The organism is Psychrobacter sp. PSi21 (assembly GCF_054960615.1).
Map to the genome: position 1 here is coordinate 46172 of NZ_JBHNYR010000008.1, position 18023 is coordinate 64194.

At 46.0% G+C, this 18023-nt stretch carries 21 protein-coding genes; 10 read left to right on the forward strand and 11 right to left on the reverse strand.

Features of this window, described 5'->3' with window-relative positions; all coding sequences use genetic code 11:
* Positions 1 to 28: 28 nt before the first annotated feature.
* Complete coding sequence (locus ACFI32_RS07220; protein WP_462625930.1) at positions 29 to 1090, forward strand: TRAP transporter substrate-binding protein; 1062 nt, start codon at positions 29 to 31, stop codon at positions 1088 to 1090.
* Between the two features lie 423 nt (positions 1091 to 1513).
* Here ACFI32_RS07220 and ACFI32_RS07225 read toward each other — a convergent pair whose 3' ends face one another.
* Positions 1514 to 2107, reverse strand: coding sequence for a glutathione S-transferase family protein (locus ACFI32_RS07225; protein ID WP_462625843.1), 594 nt, complete (start codon positions 2105 to 2107; stop codon positions 1514 to 1516).
* The gene (locus ACFI32_RS07230) at positions 2104 to 2538 is read right to left on the reverse strand and encodes a VOC family protein (RefSeq protein WP_462625844.1); all 435 of its coding nucleotides are present in this window, start codon (positions 2536 to 2538) and stop codon (positions 2104 to 2106) included. Before ACFI32_RS07230 ends, ACFI32_RS07225 begins: the two co-directional genes overlap by 4 nt.
* A gap of 104 nt (positions 2539 to 2642) precedes the next feature.
* On the opposite strand from ACFI32_RS07230, the gene ACFI32_RS07235 reads away from it, so the two are divergent.
* The 8 genes from ACFI32_RS07235 (at position 2643) to ACFI32_RS07270 (ending at position 9034) form a co-directional block, all read left to right on the forward strand.
* A complete protein-coding gene (locus ACFI32_RS07235) occupies positions 2643 to 3548 on the forward strand; it encodes a LysR family transcriptional regulator (protein WP_462625845.1) in 906 nt (301 codons plus the stop codon).
* A 435-nt stretch (positions 3549 to 3983) separates the two neighbouring features.
* Positions 3984 to 4058, forward strand: coding sequence for a pyrroloquinoline quinone precursor peptide PqqA (gene pqqA, locus ACFI32_RS07240; RefSeq protein ID WP_075107140.1), 75 nt, complete (start codon positions 3984 to 3986; stop codon positions 4056 to 4058).
* Positions 4059 to 4137: 79 nt separating this feature from the next.
* Positions 4138 to 5049 (forward strand): pyrroloquinoline quinone biosynthesis protein PqqB, encoded by a 912-nt coding sequence (gene pqqB, locus ACFI32_RS07245; protein WP_462625846.1) that lies wholly within the window; start codon positions 4138 to 4140, stop codon positions 5047 to 5049.
* Positions 5050 to 5091: 42 nt separating this feature from the next.
* Entirely contained in the window at positions 5092 to 5850 is a 759-nt protein-coding gene (gene pqqC / locus ACFI32_RS07250) for a pyrroloquinoline-quinone synthase PqqC (protein WP_462625847.1), read from the forward strand.
* A complete protein-coding gene (gene pqqD / locus ACFI32_RS07255) occupies positions 5847 to 6143 on the forward strand; it encodes a pyrroloquinoline quinone biosynthesis peptide chaperone PqqD (RefSeq protein WP_462625848.1) in 297 nt (98 codons plus the stop codon). The genes pqqC and pqqD overlap by 4 nt, the downstream gene beginning before the upstream one ends.
* The gene (gene pqqE / locus ACFI32_RS07260; protein ID WP_462625849.1) at positions 6140 to 7297 is read left to right on the forward strand and encodes a pyrroloquinoline quinone biosynthesis protein PqqE; all 1158 of its coding nucleotides are present in this window, start codon (positions 6140 to 6142) and stop codon (positions 7295 to 7297) included. Before pqqD ends, pqqE begins: the two co-directional genes overlap by 4 nt.
* Before the next feature lie 2 nt (positions 7298 to 7299).
* Entirely contained in the window at positions 7300 to 8349 is a 1050-nt protein-coding gene (locus tag ACFI32_RS07265; protein WP_462625850.1) for a dipeptidase, read from the forward strand.
* A gap of 148 nt (positions 8350 to 8497) precedes the next feature.
* On the forward strand, positions 8498 to 9034 hold the full coding sequence (locus ACFI32_RS07270) for an ankyrin repeat domain-containing protein (RefSeq protein WP_462625852.1): 537 nt from the start codon (positions 8498 to 8500) through the stop codon (positions 9032 to 9034).
* 127 nt (positions 9035 to 9161) lie between these two features.
* Here the strand turns inward: ACFI32_RS07270 and ACFI32_RS07275 are convergent, their stop codons facing one another.
* The 9 genes from ACFI32_RS07275 to accB form a co-directional block, all read right to left on the reverse strand.
* Positions 9162 to 9320, reverse strand: coding sequence for a zinc-binding dehydrogenase (locus tag ACFI32_RS07275; protein WP_462625853.1), 159 nt, complete (start codon positions 9318 to 9320; stop codon positions 9162 to 9164).
* Positions 9321 to 9905: 585 nt separating this feature from the next.
* Entirely contained in the window at positions 9906 to 10139 is a 234-nt protein-coding gene (locus tag ACFI32_RS07280; protein ID WP_462625854.1) for a DUF1272 domain-containing protein, read from the reverse strand.
* Positions 10140 to 10304: 165 nt separating this feature from the next.
* Positions 10305 to 10736: an acetyl-CoA carboxylase biotin carboxyl carrier protein gene (locus ACFI32_RS07285; protein ID WP_462625855.1), complete on the reverse strand. Its 432-nt coding sequence runs from the start codon at positions 10734 to 10736 to the stop codon at positions 10305 to 10307.
* A gap of 50 nt (positions 10737 to 10786) precedes the next feature.
* On the reverse strand, positions 10787 to 11974 hold the full coding sequence (locus ACFI32_RS07290; RefSeq protein WP_462625856.1) for an NRAMP family divalent metal transporter: 1188 nt from the start codon (positions 11972 to 11974) through the stop codon (positions 10787 to 10789).
* Positions 11975 to 12074: 100 nt separating this feature from the next.
* Positions 12075 to 12809, reverse strand: a complete 735-nt coding sequence (pxpA, locus tag ACFI32_RS07295) for a 5-oxoprolinase subunit PxpA (protein WP_462625857.1) — start codon at positions 12807 to 12809, stop codon at positions 12075 to 12077.
* A complete protein-coding gene (locus tag ACFI32_RS07300) occupies positions 12799 to 13722 on the reverse strand; it encodes a 5-oxoprolinase subunit C family protein (RefSeq protein WP_462625858.1) in 924 nt (307 codons plus the stop codon). Before ACFI32_RS07300 ends, pxpA begins: the two co-directional genes overlap by 11 nt.
* Positions 13723 to 13761: 39 nt before the next feature.
* On the reverse strand, positions 13762 to 14415 hold the full coding sequence (pxpB, locus tag ACFI32_RS07305) for a 5-oxoprolinase subunit PxpB (protein ID WP_462625859.1): 654 nt from the start codon (positions 14413 to 14415) through the stop codon (positions 13762 to 13764).
* 73 nt (positions 14416 to 14488) lie between these two features.
* A complete protein-coding gene (gene accC, locus ACFI32_RS07310) occupies positions 14489 to 15835 on the reverse strand; it encodes an acetyl-CoA carboxylase biotin carboxylase subunit (RefSeq protein WP_462625860.1) in 1347 nt (448 codons plus the stop codon).
* Positions 15836 to 15895: 60 nt separating this feature from the next.
* Complete coding sequence (accB, locus tag ACFI32_RS07315; protein ID WP_462625861.1) at positions 15896 to 16414, reverse strand: acetyl-CoA carboxylase biotin carboxyl carrier protein; 519 nt, start codon at positions 16412 to 16414, stop codon at positions 15896 to 15898.
* Positions 16415 to 16963: 549 nt separating this feature from the next.
* On the opposite strand from accB, the gene ACFI32_RS07320 reads away from it, so the two are divergent.
* Positions 16964 to 17959: a phosphatase PAP2 family protein gene (locus ACFI32_RS07320; protein ID WP_462625862.1), complete on the forward strand. Its 996-nt coding sequence runs from the start codon at positions 16964 to 16966 to the stop codon at positions 17957 to 17959.
* Positions 17960 to 18023 lie beyond the last annotated feature (64 nt).

The window sequence follows — 18023 nt, forward strand, 5'->3', positions numbered from 1 at the left end:
ACTACAGCATCAAGAAAGGGATTTTATGATGAGAAAGATACTGCCTTTGGGCCTAACCCCTCTGAGCATCGCATTGGCGGCTGTACTGGCCTTAACAGGGTGCTCACAATCAAACGAGTCCGCTGACGCGAGCAACGATGCGGTCACTACCCTGCGCTTTTCGCACTTTTGGCCTGCCACAGCAGCGACGCATACCGAGATTTTTGAGCCTTGGGCGCGTAAAGTCGAAGCTGAGTCTGATGGTCGCCTCAAGGTTGAGATATATCCCTCTGCCACCCTAAGTAAACCCGACGCCACCTACGATGCCACCGCCAAAGGCACGGTCGATATCGGCTCTCAGTTGCAAGGTTACACCAACGGTCGCTTTCCCTTGACTCAAGTCGCCGAGCTACCCGGTCTATCTAACTCCGCCACACAAATGAACTGCATCCTGCAGACGCTCTATGATGATGGCGTGATATCAGATGAATACGAAGACACCCATTTGCTGTTTATGATGGGGACAGGCCCCGGCGGGATGCACACCGTTGATCAAGCCATCCGTACGCCAGATGACTTACAGGGCTTACGTATGCGCAGGCCATCAGCGATCGCAGGGGATATCATTGAGTCTGCGGGCGGCACACCAGTCGGCTTGCCTGCTACCGATATCTATACTTCGCTGCAGCGCGGCGTGTTAGACGGGGTAAGCCTACCATGGGATGCCACTGGTTCTTTTCGCTTGATCGAGCTGACCAACACCCATACCAATATCCCATTTTATAGCTCGGCCATCATGGTCACGATGAATAAAGACAAGTACGAAAGCCTGCCTGATGACCTTAAAAAAGTTATCGACGATAACTCAGGTAAAGCCATGGCCGCAAGCGCCGGTAAAATTTTTGATGCCCAAGATGCCAAATATATGGCGGAAGCCAAAGCCAAAGGCGATACCATGATCGACATTCCTGATCCTCTCAACGATCCACAATGGAAAGGGCCACTGGAGGCAGGTACGCAAAAATATCTAAACGATGTGGCAGCGCTCGGCCTCGACCCACAAGCGGTATATGAAAAAGCACAAGCGGCCAGCGCCGCGTGTAAGGCTTAATCGCATCACGGCTTATAAAGGATCACGGGTACACCAGTGCCCAATGCCATGCGCGCAGGCTCAGGTGTCGCGGTGATTCATAATGGATGCGAAGGCTACCAATCAGACGAAGTCTGATTTATTGGTATAGATCCACGTCCTGCATTATGGCGCGCCTATCGAAACCGCTTATAACAAAGTGTCAGCGCGTTATGATGGCAAAGGGGTGCTTACCAATGATCTTGATGAGTATTGAATGAATGCTTTGGATATTTCGGGCGTGTCATCACGTAGCCCACTACATCAATTAAACGTTTACCACTATTTTCAAATAGAGGCACGCCCTAGAGAGGAATAAGGCAGGAATATCTTATATTCCTGCCCAGCCCATGGCTTGTTTTTACCTACCATTTACCAATATATATCCAACCTATATCAATTCGCTCAGTTCCCCGGCATCGAGATATAGCCTGTTAATTGCTGTATACGTGTCATCCATGCTTGAATATTGTCATAGCCATCAATAACCACATCGCCTTCGTACGCTACTGAAATATAAGGATAAATCGCACAATCAGCAATAGTCGGACGCTTGGCCGCTAACCAATCATGCGTGCTTAGATGCTCATCAATCAAGGTTAATATACGCTCGGAGCGCGAGAGCGCCAATGCCTTGTCACTCTCCACGCCGAATTTTTTGATCAGACGCGCCATATTTGGCCCATGATGTATCTCATTTGCGGCGGTAGATAGCCACTGCATCACCTCGCCCTGCAAATGCGCCTCACTCGGCCACCACGCCTCGCCGCCATACTTATTCGCTAAATAGACCAATATGGCTTGTGCGTCTCTGAGTACCACATCGCCGTCTTCCAAAATGGGAATCTCGCCCCAAGGATTGAGGCTCAACAGCGGCTCTTCTTTGTGTTCCCCTTGCAAAAAATCAACAGGCACGATGGTTAACGGCACCTCGATCAGCGCGGCAAACAGCCTGACTTTATAGCAGTTACCCGATAGGTCTAAATCATATAATTTCATGGTGTCTCCTTAGATAGCAGTTGATTGAACTCAAGTACATTGCCGTCTGGATCACGAATGAATAGCGCAATTCGTCTTGGGCCAATATTTTTCGGCCCTTCCGTAACGGTGATTCCTTCCTTTGTCAGCCAGTTTTGAAACGCGTCGATGTCCTCAATAATAAATGCAGGATGGGTCACCCCTGGCCGTTTGATTACCTCATCAAGCAGTAAGTTCTTTTGCGCTTGGTTTTTTGCGCCATTAAAAATCAGATTGATGCGCACGCCAGCCGCAGTGACCATCTCGTTTGCTTCTGCTTTAGGGATGCGGTGAGTCTCTTTAAAACCCAAACGCTCATAAAACTGAATGGCGGCTTGTCTGTTGCTGACTCTGATACCAACATGATCATAGGCAAGCGCAGCCTGCGGATTGATCTCAACTGAGCTGCTCATAAGACATATCCTATCTTGATTTTGGCATCATCAGTATGGCATTTTATTGATTAAAAGATAATATACCAATGTTGATAAAAACAATTTCAATAAATGAGACAATCATGGATCGATTACAAGCAATGTCGATGTTTATCAAAGTTGTGGAGGTCGGCAGCTTCTCTGGCGCAAGTAAAGCGCTTAGCGTGCCCCTACCCACTTTGAGCCGAAAAATAGCAGAGCTTGAGAATCAGCTGGGCGTTCGTCTGTTGCACAGAACCACCCGAACGTTGTCATTAACCGATTCTGGATATGACTATTTTGACAGCTGTAAGCAAATACTAGAACAGGTCGAAGAAGCAGAAAGTAAGGCAAAAGGCGAGTATTTGGCATCAAGGGGCGATTTGGTAGTCACCGCGCCCGTGATGTTTGGCAGATTATACGTGCTGCCCATCATTATTGAGTTTTTGGCGCTGTATGAGAATATTAACGTACAGCTCGTATTATCAGATAAAAATGTTAATCTCTTTGAAGATGAAGTAGACATGGCGATTCGAATCGGCACATTGCCAGACAGCAGCATGATCGCCACCCAAGTGGGTCATATGCGCATGGTGACGTGCGCCAGCCCAGCTTTTTTGGCGGCGCAAAAGGAAATACTCTCCCCATTTGATTTAACTGCGCTTTCTTGTATCTCCTTAGATGCCGCGATCACCCTGCCATCTTGGCGCTATCGGCTGCCTGATACCCGCGGCAACACCCATATCGATATCGCACCAAGACTGACGGTCAATGGCAGTCACTGTGCGGTCGAGGCCGCCATAAAAGGTATAGGCGTAACGCAGCAACTGCATTACCAAGTCAAAGAGGCAATAGATAAAGGCGATTTGCAAGTCATGCTAAGGGCCTTTGAACCTGACCCCATTCCTGTTCATCTGCTACATAAAACTCGGCAATATTTACCACAAAAAATGAAAATATTTTTAGCATTTATATCACCAAGACTCAAAACTCGGCTTCAAGCGCTATAGCCAATCTTATATAAAGGAGAGACAGTACAGTGTCAGTGATAAAGACCAATTTTGGCAGCGTTGTTGTATAGTGAGATCACTATAAAAATAGTAGAGCAAGATCAAACGTTATTTTTCGTAGCCTCTGGAGACGCAGTCACAGCAAGCAAGAAAAATAACGTTTGATCGAGCGTGTTTGCTATGCTGTATCAATTTTATTTAGGTTCTACTATATGTTTGGTGCCGCGACTATTTAATCGACTATCGTCGCTTAGTTTTCAAACTACATCACCAACCATCTGACCAAGACGCTTTGACACGGTTACCGTACAGTATGACTCGCCTACCTTAAGTTAACATCTAACAAATTGACAGCAAGGGTAGGCTTATACTACCATTGAAAACTCACTTTATTAATCTTACCTATCATACGTAAGATCGTTTCGGAGTAACCTCATGCAGTGGACTAAACCAGCTTTTCAAGACATCCGTATCGGTTTCGAAATCACTATGTATTTTGAAGCACGCTAAAAACTCATAAACCTGAATACATTAAAAGCCCTAGATGATTAGGGCTTTTACTTTTTTAGCAATTTGGAAATATTGATCTATGTATATTCACGTTTTAGGCTCAGCAGCGGGCGGCGGCTTTCCGCAGTGGAACTGTAACTGCGAAAACTGCCACGGTGTACGCCAAGGCACCATCGACGCACAGACCCGTACCCAGTCTTCGATCGCCATCTCAGAAAATGGTACCGATTGGATTTTATTTAACGCATCCCCTGACATTCGCCAGCAGCTATTTGATTTTAAAGCCGCTCAGCCAGCCCGTCAATTACGCGACACAGGCATCACCGATGTGGTATTGATGGACAGTCAGCTTGACCATACCACAGGGCTGTTGACCCTACGTGAAGGCTGCCCCATTTCTGTTTGGTGTACGGATATGGTGCATGAAGACCTCAGCACAGGGTTTCCGCTGTTTAACATGTTAAAGCATTGGAATGGCGGTCTACAATACAATCAAATCGACCCGAAACAAAGCTTTCGAATTGACGGTTACAGCAATTTAGAACTAACGCCTTTGGTCATTAGAAGCTCAGCACCGCCATACTCGCCGCATCGCAACGACCCTCATGATGGCGATAATATCGCACTGATTGTGAAAGATTTAAAAACACAAAAGCAGCTGTTCTATGCGCCAGGCTTGGGCAAAATTGATGATGACGTGATGCAAATCATGAAGGCGTCTGATTGCGTGATGATTGACGGTACGCTATGGACAGACAACGAGATGCAAGAACGCGGCGTTGGCACTAAAACCGGCCAAGACATGGGGCATTTGCATATCAGTGGTGACGATGGCTCTCTGCATTATTTAGATCAGCTCGACAATGCTCGTAAGATACTCATTCATATCAACAATACCAACCCGATATTAAATGAGCAATCTGAACAAGCAGCGACATTAAAACAGCATGGTGTTGAAGTGGCCTTTGATGGTATGCAGATAGAGCTTTAAGACAAACGGTAAGACAAAGACAGCAATCGCAAGGTAAAAATAATGCAAGAACAAACCGCAGCACTCAGCCCAGAAGCGTTTGAACAAGCGATTATGGCCAAGGGTCAGTATTATCATATCCACCATCCTTTTCATATCATGATGCATGAAGGGCGCGCGACGCAGCAGCAAATCCAAGCGTGGGTCGCCAATCGGTTTTATTACCAAATCAATATCCCGCTAAAAGACGCGGCGATTATGGCGAACTGCCCTGATCAGCGCGTGCGTCAAGAGTGGATCCAGCGCATGATTGATCAAGATGGTGTTTATCCTGATAGTGGCGGGCGCGAAGCGTGGCTCGGTCTGGCAGAAGCGGTTGGACTGACACGTGAGCAGGTAATTTCTGAAGAGTTGGTTTTGCCCGGTGTGCGTTTTGCTGTTGATGCTTATGTGAACTTTGCCCGCCGTACGTCATGGCGTGAGGCGGCGAGCAGCTCATTGACCGAGCTGTTTGCGCCGCAGATTCACCAATCGCGTCTAGAGTCTTGGCCCAAGCACTATCCTTGGATCAAAAAAGAAGGCTATACCTATTTTCGCTCGCGCCTCAGCCAAGCTCGCCGCGATGTTGAGCATGGTCTGACCATTACCCTTGACTCCTTCAAGACGGCCGAAGAACAAGAACGCATGCTTGAAATATTGCAATTTAAACTCGATATTTTGTGGACGATCTTGGATGCCTTGAGTCTGGCCTATGTGCATGACCAAGCCCCTTATCAAAGCGTCACCACAGATAATGTCTGGCATAAAGGATTGTTCAAATGAGTATACCCGCTAGTTTACCTGAGCTGGATCAATCGCTGGTTCCCACATGGCGTCATGGCTATCGCTTCCAGTTTGAGCCAGCGCAAGACGCGTATGTCTTGCTCTACCCTGAAGGGATGATCACCCTTAACGACAGTGCCAGTATCATTGGACAGCATATTGATGGCACAGCATCGGTTGCTGATATTATCAAAAAGGTGAAAGCGATGTTTGGCGATGTTCCTGAAATCGAGCAAGATATTATTGAGTATATGCTGGTCGCCCAGAGTGAACATTGGATTGACTTAGTATGAGTGTGCCAGTCGGACTGCCGCTATGGTTACTCGCTGAGTTGACCTATCGCTGCCCCTTACAATGCCCGTATTGCTCCAACCCGATTGATTATGCTCAGTATAAGCAGGAGCTGACGACACAAGAGTGGTTTAATGTGTTTGATCAAGCGCGGCAAATGGGCGCGGTACAGCTGGGCTTTTCTGGTGGTGAGCCACTGGTGCGTCAAGACTTGGAAGAAATGGTCGCTTATGCGCATCAGAAAGGTTTTTATACCAACCTTATCACTTCAGGTATGGGACTCACTGGAGCACGCATCGCCAGTCTAAAAGAAGCAGGCTTACAGCATATTCAGATCAGCTTCCAAGCCAGTGATCCATCGGTGAACAATGCCCTAGCAGGTTCAAAACATGCTTTTGAGCAGAAGTATGAGATGTCACGTCTGGTCAAACAGTACGACTATCCGATGGTACTTAACTTTGTGATTCATCGGCAAAACATCGATCAAATCGACCAGATTATTGATCTCTGCTTAGAGTTAGAGGCCGATACAGTTGAATTGGCTATCTGCCAGTTTTATGGTTGGGCATTTGAAAATATCGAAGGCCTACTACCGACCAAAGAACAAGTGGTCAGAGCCGAACGCATTACCAATGAATATCGCCAAAAAATCGAAGCACGTGGTATCAAATGCAAGCTCATCTTTGTGGTGCCTGATTACTACGAAGAGCGACCAAAACCGTGTATGGATGGCTGGGGTAAGATTTTCTTGACCGTGGCGCCTGACGGCACTGCCCTACCTTGTCATGCTGCCAGACAGCTGCCCCTAGAGTTTCCCAATGTCAGGCAGACGCCACTAAAAGATATCTGGTATGACTCAGACAGCTTCAATCACTTCCGCGGTGATGAATGGATGCCTGACATGTGCCAAAGCTGCCCCGATAAAGAGCGCGATTATGGCGGCTGCCGTTGCCAAGCGTTTATGCTGACGGGCGATGCCAAAAACGCCGATCCTGTGTGCGGCAAATCGCTTTATCATTACCTGATCGAAGAAGCACGTATCAATAGCGAGACGCCAACTCCGTTTGAAGAGCTGCGCTTTAGGAACCCTAAAAATTCTAAACGATTAAGTATGAGCCAAGAGCAACTGATTCCCACGCGTACGGTCACGGATTAATGATGAATAACCAGCCCATAATTTTTGATGGTCATAATGATCTACTAACCCGCCTATGGCTAAGCTCGGCTGATGATCCTGTGCATGATTTTATTTATGGCACACTACCGGGTCATTTGGATCTAGCTCGTTGTCAACAAGCAGGATGGCTGGGCGGTTTGTTTTCTATTTTTTTACCGCCCTACGCTTATGTAAAAAACAATCATCCTGATAAGTTAGCGAGCCCGTCAAACTCGGACTTCACTCCGCAAGAAATCGTTGATATTTGCTGCGCGCAATTAGAACTTGCCCAGCAATTGCAGGCGCGATCAGACGGTCAGATTCAGATCTGTACGTCTCTAAATCAAATTCAAGCCTGTCAGCAGAACCGGCAACTGGCTATCGTGCTGCATCTTGAAGGCGCTGAGTTTTTGGCTATCCAGCCTGATCTGCTAGATGTATTCTATGAAGCGGGGCTTAGAAGTATTGGCCCACTGTGGAATAGGAAAAGCCTGTTCGGTGATGGCTTAAATGCGTCTTTTCCACACTCGCCAGATACAGGCTCTGGTCTGACTCGCGAAGGCAAAGACCTTGTTTTGGCGTGCCGTGATAAGCATATGCTGATTGACGTGTCCCATATGAATGAGCGCGCGTTTTGGGATACGCTAGAGATTGCGGATCAGCCCATTGTTGCAACCCACTCCAATGCGCACACCTTATGTCCGCAAGCAAGAAACCTGACTGATCGACAACTGGCTGCCATTAAACAAAACGGTGGTCTGGTTGGGGTGAACTTCGATGTGGCTTTTTTGCGTACGGATGGGCAGCGAGATACGCAGACCTCGCTTGATGTGATTGTCGATCATCTTGCTTATCTGATAGACCATCTGGGTGAAGATCACGTTGGCTTTGGCTCTGATTTCGATGGGTGCTTATTGCCTGATGAATTGTCTGATATCAGTCAAATCTCTAAGCTGATTGAGTGGATGCAACAACGTCACTTCTCTGATGCGCTGATTGAAAAGATCACGTCAAAAAATTGGTTTGGGGTGCTGGGTGAGATATGGCAGTGATGGTTTAATATGGTTTTTATAAGAAATAACCACCGTTATCATTGTCGTATTTGCAAGTCTAAGACTTCATAACCGTTTTTACTGATAAAGTTATTGCATTCTAATGCTACCTTGTCCTCAGAATTAAAATCTAAGTGAGCACTGAACCATGGGCATAGATAGAAACACAAAGTTGGAGCTTCAATTCTTAACAGGAATTTATGAAGCTAATTTTGAATGTATTGAGAATCTGGTCGACTCTGGCGTATGTAGCTTTAGTAGAGTAACTCCAGTAGAGGGTTGGAATTGGCTACATACTGCTTTAATGGATTTCAATAAAGAAATGCCGCCACGTGAAAGTATTGAATACCTTATTGATAAAGATGTTGATGTCAATGCTCAGGACTGCTATTGCATGACTCCTTTACATTATGCAATGCGCAAGGAAAATGTAGGTGCTGCTATGGCTTTGCTTGAAGCTGGTGCCAAACCAAATGCGGCGAATCTAAAAAATATTATTCCTTTAGCTTACATCAACGGACAGCCAGAGGCACTTGATTTGTTACAGTTGATGCTCAATAAAGGCGGTGATGTTCATTTTTATAATGGTTACGAAACTATTTTAGAAGGTGTTAAGGAGCATAGTTTAACGAATAAGAAGCTTTTACCAGTAGTTGATATGATGCAGAGGCACGCCAACAAGTAGAAAATCAGACTCAAGAAACGGAGCTGGAAAAGCTATAAAGTGACGCACTCTATCGGATAGTATGTGTTGATTTTGCATCGTGATTTATCTTGGTAAGCTACATATCGAGCCTACCAAGATAGCGACCCTACGCATACCAACCCTCTAACACTATCTTGCCATGTGCTTGCTGGTTTTCTAGCATTTGGTGTGCACTGCGTACATGTTCAGCCGTGATAGTGCCAAGATGATAGGCAACGGTGGTTTTGATCTCACCTGCATCAATCATGTTGGCAACATCTGTCAATAAACGATGCTATTCAATCATATCTGGCGTATGAAACATAGATCTCGTAAACATAAATTCCCAATGTAGGCTCAGACATTTGGTTTTAAGCGCCTTGACGTCTAATGATTCAGGATCATCGATGAGCCCTAATTTACCTTGCGGCTTCAAGCATTTGATGATTTATTCATAATGCTCATCGGTGTTATTGAGATTGATGGCGTAATCTACCTCAGTGATACCTGTCTTCTGTAGCTCCTCAAACAATGGGTGACGATGATTGATCACATGATCTGCGCCTAAATGCTTTAACCACTGTACACTCTCATCTCGTGATGCCGTACCGATGACTATGACAAAAGTTAGCTCGCAATTTTAAGTCAATGCTTTATCTGGCGTGTACTATCGTTCATTGTAAAATGAATTGAAGACACGCCCTAACAATCGCTGGTATCTTTGTAATTTTTTGGATCAGCAGCGTTGATTTAGCTTTGGTTTTTTTGCTGCGCTGGCTGGTATCGGCTATGGGTTATTTTCGGTATTATGATCATCACGAATACGTTTAAAAAAGCAATACGTTGAAGTTTTCTTAATACATATCATCGCTCAACTGCCTTTGTTAAGAACACGCTTGAGCGAGGCAGGATACTTCTCAAGCAAGGAAGTCGGACGAATAGGACGGCGGGTTAAGTTACCGCCGCAATTAGGACAGTGATGGTTGAACGTATTTTCCGCACAAGCCATGCAAAACGTACACTCAAAACTACAAATCATAGCATCAGTAGCGTCAGGTGGTAAGTCGGTATCGCAGTATTCACAATTGGGTCTAAGCTCAAGCATAAAAGTCTCTATCTAAAATAGTGGCAGGCCATGCTCAAAGAATCTCTAAAAACTTTCATATGTATTTTGGAGAAACTCTGAGCATAGTGAGTTGATAAAACACAATAGCAAGCTTTTATATAATATACATATTAATGATACCTGCCTTTCTTATTACCACGCTATTTATTCTAAGTGCAATATAGCCTGCCCATACTCCACACCCATGCCATCCTCAACCACTATATCGCTAATAATACCATCATGCTCACTAACCACAGGAAGCAGGCGCGTTAGCTCTTCGATAAAGCAAACGGTTTGGCCTTGTTCGATATGATCGCCTTTTTTAACAAGATTATCCGTCACAGCGTCTGCGCTTAGATGCACGATACCGACATGCGTGGCGCGCACCTGTGCAAGTTCGCTATTAGTATCTTTAGCGGTCTTTTCACCCTTATATTGGGTAGGTAACGCATGGTTTGTCACGTGGGCACGCTGCGAATTGTTGGTAGCATTGACCACTTTGATTGACTGACCACCGTCTACGATCGTCACCTCATGCAATTGGCTATGCTCAATGAGCTGCACCACGCGCTCGACTTGTTCGATATCCATCATACCCTCCTTATATTATATTTTTTATTTACGACTTGTTTTGGCGCTAATATTTAACTTAGCCCGAGGTATTTGGCAATCGTCATGACGCTTAGCACACTCATTGCAATAGCGATTAGCCAACCAAAGGCCGCAATCCAGACAGGATGTTTATAATCCCCGACGATATTTTTTCGATAAGCGGCAATCAGTACGATGATCATTGCAATAGGTAATACCAAGCCATTCAATGTACCGACCAATACCAGCACCTGAGCAGGCTTACCAATGGTGGCAAAAACAAGCGTTGAGATGACGATAAAGCCAATAATAAAATAGCGCTTATAGGTTTCGATAAAGGGATGAAAATTGGTCATAAACGACACTGAGGTGTACGCCGCACCAATGACCGAGGTCACAGATGCCGCCCAAATGACGATACCAAAGATCACTTTTCCTACGTTACCTAAGATATGCTCAAAAGGCGACATCGCAGGGTTTGACGGATCCAGCGTCAAGCCTTGTGACACCACGCCCAGTACAGCAAGGAACAAAAACACCCGAATCACTGAGGCGACTAAAATGCCCGTGACTGAGCTTTTGGTCACAGAGCTCAGATTTTCCTCACCCGTCACGCCCGCCTCTAGTAAGCGGTGCGCGCCGGAGAAAGTGATATATCCACCGACCGTACCACCGACCAAGGTCACGATAGCCACCGCATCAATTTTGTCGGGCATGATGGTTTTGGTAGCTGCTTCTGCCAAAGGTGGGTCTGATTTGAACACCACATAGATGATTAAGACAATTAAGATAAAGCCCATGAGCTGAGCAAACTTATCCATTAAAGGCCCTGTCTCTCGGCCTAAAAATATCCCAACGGCAATCACACCACTGATTAATGCGCCCGTGATGGGCGAGATATTAAACATCGACTGCATGCCAAGACCTGCGCCGCCAATGTTGCCAATATTAAAGGCAAGGCCACCTGCAATGATCAAAAAGGCGAGTAGATAACCGACCCCAGGAAACACCAAATTGGCGATTTCCTGTGCGCGTTTTTTGGATACGGCTACCACACGCCAGACATTGAGCTGGACGCCAATATCCATAATGATTGATATTAAAATAACAAAGCCAAAGCTGGCCATCAAACTTTCGGTAAAAGTAGCGGTTTGGGTTAAAAAACCCGGCCCAACCGCTGAAGTGGCCATCAAAAATGCCGCGCCCAAAATGGCGGTATTGTGCTTTTTTAAGGTACTCATAAACATCCTTGTGTGAGACAAGATAATAAACGTGGGCCATTAATATTCAAAAGCCATCTGCCACAGAGTGATGGGACAGAGGATTAATCAGTCCCATAAATTAGGCCGATATTGTGATTCCTTTTTGCTCTAGTTGTGTTTTGATCTCCCGCGCGAACAAAATGGCATGCGCGCCATCGCCATGTAAACAGATACTCTCTGCCTCAACAGGCACTACCTCACCGCAGACACTGGTCACCGTCCCTTGGGTAATCATCTGCAACACATGGTCAATGGCCGCTTGGGTATCGGTGATCAGCGCGTTATCTTTACTGCGCGAGACCAATGAGCCGTCTTTTTCGTAGTTTCTGTCCGCGAATACCTCAGATATCGACACCATCCCCTGACGTTTGGCGGCAGCAACCAGATGACCGCCTGACAGCCCCATGACTTTTAAATTGGGATCAAAGCGCTTGATCTCACTGACCAAAATATCAGCGAGCGACTCATCAACAGCCGCTTGGTTGTATAAAGCACCATGCGGTTTGACATAATCTAATGACACACCGACCAAATCACACAGCGCTTTGGTTGCACCAAGCTGATAAGCCATCAATGCCCGATAGCCTTCCTCGTCCAAAGACTGATTGGTGCGACCAAAGTTTTCTCTATCGTCAAGTCCTGGGTGTGCCCCGACTCTGACGTTGTTTTTTTTGGCCAATTGCAAGGTCGCGATCATCTCCGCATAAGAGCCTGCGTGCAGCCCGCAGCAGACATTGGCAGAGCTGACAATGGTAAGCAGTTTATCGTCTTGCCCGCAGCCTTCGGCAACGTCTGCATTCAAATCAATATTCATAACCATACTCCTGTATCTGATCGATATAATGTTGTCGGTTGTGGCGCGCGCGGTGCGCCTGCCTGCGATCTACGAGGGTAAATTGACAAGTTTTGCCAAATCTTATTTGTGCCATTAATCCGATATCGGCATCGATAACGGTAGCAATTTTAGGATAACCACCGGTAGTTTGCCCGTCTGCCATCAGTACAATCGGCTGCCCTTGCGGCGGCACTTGAATCATACCCATATCGACACCGTGCGAACTCATCTCTTTGGGCTCTGTTAACTCAAGCGATAACTCACCTGCCAAGCGATAACCCATACGGTTACTGCTGGTCTGTAGCTGCCACGGCTGGGAGACAAAAGCCGTCTGCGCAGCTGGTGTAAAGCAGTCATACTCGCTACTTTTAATCACACGAATAGTATTGGTTGGTGCAAGAGGAGCCACACCGATGATGGACAAGCTTGACGGTGCTTTTACCTTTAACCTGTCCTCCACTTGTAAGTACCTACCGTTAAAGCCGCCAAAACCAGCTTTTAAATTGGTACTACCCGATTGCAATATAGACTCAATATCAAATCCACCATGCACGCAAAAATAGGCATACATGCCTTCTATCGGACGTAGTAGCTTGAGGGTTTGCCCCGCTTTTGCATTGATGCGCCAATAACTGGGTATACGCTTGTTATCCAAATATGCCTCATAAAGCGCGCCTGTGAGACAAAAGCTGACGTCTTCTTCAAACTGTATGGTCAACTCCCCCATCGCCAGCTCAATTGCCGGCTCGGCACGCGCATTTTTTAGCAAAGCATTACCTGCTTGCAGCGCCCAGTGATCCATTGCGCCACTTCTACCCACGCCCATACTGCGATAACCAAAACGTCCTAGATCCTGAATACTGGCCATACCATTGGTCGTTAAAATCTTCATTGCTGCCACCTATTGACTCATTTTTTACAGGGTCTTGTTTTATTCATGGATATCTATTGCGGTAAAGCACAAGGTATCACCTGCACTCAGCAACGTTGGCGAATCTTTGGTCAAGTCAAATAAATCGGTGTCTGTCTGACCCAATAATTGCCAGCCGCCTGGAGAGGCAAAAGGATAAATGCCTGTTTGCTCGCCACCAATACCGACCGACCCTGCAGGGACTTGTGTCCTTGGGGTAGTATGCCTTGGAAAATGCAGAGACTGAGAGAGACCACCAAGATAAGGAAAGCCGGGCTGAAAACCAATAAAATAAACGGTATAAATGGCACTGGTGTGCAGATCGACCACAGCGTCAATAGACATCTCAAGCGACGCTGCCATCGCTGCTAAATCAGGGCCATATTTGCCGCCATAATGTACGGGTATCTCGATATGCTTACCATCGATGGTTTTTTCAGGTATCTCCTCAAGCAGGGCGGTCAGCTTGTTTTGTAGCGCTTTAAACTCATCCCATGCTAGCGGGTGACTAAACACGCTAAGCGTATTCATACCGATAATGACTTCTAACACCTCAGGCATGGTTTCAATAATATCCGCCAGCGCCCAGCACTTTTTCTGTTTGTCTAAGCTGATAGGCTTGGGGAAAAACAACACAAGGTTGGTTTCACTGCCGATTTGCCATTGTAGGGTCATCCTTGTACGCTCCGTTATTTTTATACGATGTACTCGTTATCATCATCTTGATAACGTGCTATGGACAGCTGTTTTATATATTTTCTTTGATCCATTTTTCTAAGTAATGGATACTCATTTGACCCTCACAGAACCCTTTATCGGCAAACAGACGCTGATGCAGATCAATATTGGTATCAATACCTGTGATCTGCGCTTCTGATAATACCCCTTGCATCTTGGTAATTGCTTGCGCGCGCGACTCATCCTGTACACATATTTTGGCAATCAAACTGTCATAAGTAGGCGGTACGGTGTAGTTGGACTCGATATGACTGTCTACTCTGACACCAAAACCTGCAGGCAAATGACAATAGTTGATGTGGCCTGCATTGGGTAAAAAGGTCTTTGGGTTTTCCGCATTGATGCGGCACTCAAAAGCATGACCACTGATGGTGATGTCTTGCTGCTGGTACGCGAGCGGCAACCCTGCGGCAATGCGTATTTGCTCACGCACGATGTCGACGCCTGTCACCATCTCAGTGATGGTATGCTCCACTTGCACCCGCGTATTCATCTCAATAAAGAAAAATTCGCCATTTTCGTACAAAAACTCAAACGTCCCCGCCCCTCTATAACCCATCTGCTGGCACGCCGTGGCACACGCCTCGCCTATCTGCTGCCGTTGCTCGTCGGTAATCCCAGGTGCAGGTGCTTCTTCAATGACCTTTTGATGGCGGCGTTGCATTGAGCAGTCACGCTCACCCAGATAGATGGCATGACCATGGGTATCAGACAGTACTTGTATTTCAATATGGCGCGGATGTTGTAGGTATTTTTCGAGATAGACCACGGCGCTGCCAAAGTTGGCTTTGGCTTCGGTTTGGGTCAAGGAGATGGCAGATAGCAGATCGGCTTCTTTTTCAACGACACGCATCCCGCGACCACCGCCACCGCTTGCGGCTTTGATAATGACTGGATAGCCAACATCGGCGGCAATCTGTATGACCGCATCGGAGTCGGTTGGCAGCGCGCCCTCAGAACCGGGTACGCAAGGGACACCAGCCGCATGCATTTGTGCTTTGGCTGCGACCTTGTCGCCCATGGTGCTTATGTTGTCAGCCGTTGGGCCAATGAAGCAAATACCGGAGGCTTCCACCAATGCCGCAAAATCTGCATTTTCTGACAAAAACCCATAGCCGGGGTGAATGGCCTCTGCCTGTGTCATTTTGGCCGCTGAGACAATCGCTCTTTGGTTTAGATAGCTTTTTGCGGCATTGGCAGGGCCGATGCAGATCTTTTCATCCGCCAAACGTACCGGCAGTGAGTCTTTATCTGCTTCTGAATACACGATGACTGATCTAATACCTAACTGTTTGCAAGCCCGAATGATACGTAACGCAATCTCGCCACGGTTAGCGATTAATATTTTGGAGAACATATATTTTCCTAAAAAAGAGAAATCAGATATTTATTAAACCACTGCTAGTTAGTTTCTAGACTAGCTTGCAGGTTCAATGACGAACAAAGCCTGACCGTATTCGACGATATCCCCTTCTTCAATCAGAATGTCTTTAATCACGCACGCCGTCTCCGCTTTTACCTCATGCATCATTTTCATGGCTTCAATGATACAAAGTGTCTGCCCGACTTCGACCTGATCGCCTATGCTGACAAACTCATCAGCGTCAGGCTCAGAACGCCGATAAAACGTGCCCAACATCGGCGCTGATATGTCATTTTTTTGCGCCGTGTTTACTGTCTCTTCAGTCTCATTTGCCCGATCACTGGTATCATTTTCATGTTTATTATTATGACTAGATGCAAGCGTGGCCTGTTTTTTATTGGGTGCGCTGCTGACAGTACTGGTAGTGCTGGAAGACGATTGGCTTGTATGTTGCTCAGCAGAGTGACACACAATAGCGATACGCGCGTCACCGTCGGTGACCTCTAGCGATTGTATGTCAGCGTTTTCTGCTATTTTTATGAGCTTTTCTAGATCATCAAAATTGATATTCATATTGACACTATTCCTTTAGTTACTTTTTTATTTGTCTTGAGCATTTTTATTTATTTGTATAAACACCTCGCTTGCTTCTATATTGGACAATGCGCCACTTGTTTGTGGAAATCATAAATTAGAAGATTCTAAATCAAGAAAAAAGCAAGCTATTGTTTATCAAAATATCCTAGCACAGTTTAAATTGGTGTTATTAATTATGCTGCTAATGATTACAAAAAGTCCTCTTTAGATATAAGCAAACCAGGACATCTCATTATTTTTAAATTGCGGTAAAAAATAGAATGGCTGTTAATAGTTTTTAAATATCGCGGCCGTGGTGATCATTTGTCACGATATATTTTCTGCTTGTAGCGCACATATTGTTTGTATATTTACATAAAGACAGTCATAAATGCTGCGAAATGCTCAAATAATGACACATCTTAAAGAAAATCAGACAGCGATAGACGTAAGGTCTGCTACAGTGACAGCCGTTTCCTCGTTGGTCTTCGCCAACCGACCTATATTTCTCTATTTGTATAGCGCACAGAAAGGTATGCTCTGTTTATGATCGCACTTATTCAAGAAAACCAGCAGTTATTTGGCTTAGCGACGGCGCTATTATTGATCGTTATTGTTTTGTGGGTGCTGCAATATGTGTTGATACATTATGGTAAGCGCACGCTCAGCTTGGTCTCTCGCGGTGAGCTATGGCTGCGCGGACATATCGCCCGCCTGTCCGTGATGCAACGTCTACAAAACAAATACCCAGCCACGTTTGGATTTATCACTAAGCGCTTTGCCCGTGGGCATTTTTCTGGGTTGATACTCACCGTATTGACCCTTTTAAATGTATATATTTTGGCGGTGTTTGCAGGCTTGGTTGAGGATGTGGTCGAAGCCGACTCTATTGTGACCACTGATTTGTTTGTATCGCAGCATATGAGTGTGCTGCGCGAGTCTGGCGTTATAGATTTTTTTATCTTAATTACCAGCTTGGGCTCTACCCCCGTCACTTGTTTAATCATCTTACTAACTACTGTCTTATGTTTGCTGGTGCGCCAGCCTTACGTCATCATCGGTCTATTGATCTCAACCATCGGTAGCACGGCCTTTACCTTTTTCAATAAGATGGTGTTTCAACGCGCCCGCCCGATTGATATTTTGTTGCATGAGCATACCTACTCGTTTCCAAGTGGTCATGCCACCATTAGCATCGCGCTCTATGGCTTTCTCGCTTATTTGGCGATTCGCTTTAGCACGCATTTTATTCGTCAAGTACGCTTATTGTCGCTTGCGCTGTTACTATGCTTGCTCATAGGATTGAGCCGAATCGTGCTAAACGAGCACTATCTGAGTGATGTGCTGGGCGGGTTTTTGGTGGGGTCTTTGTGGCTTATCATTGCGATTAGCGTGACCGAATGGCTGACCGCGAGAGGTAAAATCAATTGGCGCGTGTCGTGGTCAAAAGGGCAAATCTCATTGGTATGGCTGGGCGTCATCATAGTGTTTGTAGCGACGTTGATTTATGCTTATCTGTATCAGTTTCCGCTGCTTGGGTAGAGTTCTAATTTGAGTTTACAAATTATCGCCTAATAAAGTTGGCCTCATGATAGGATTTATATAC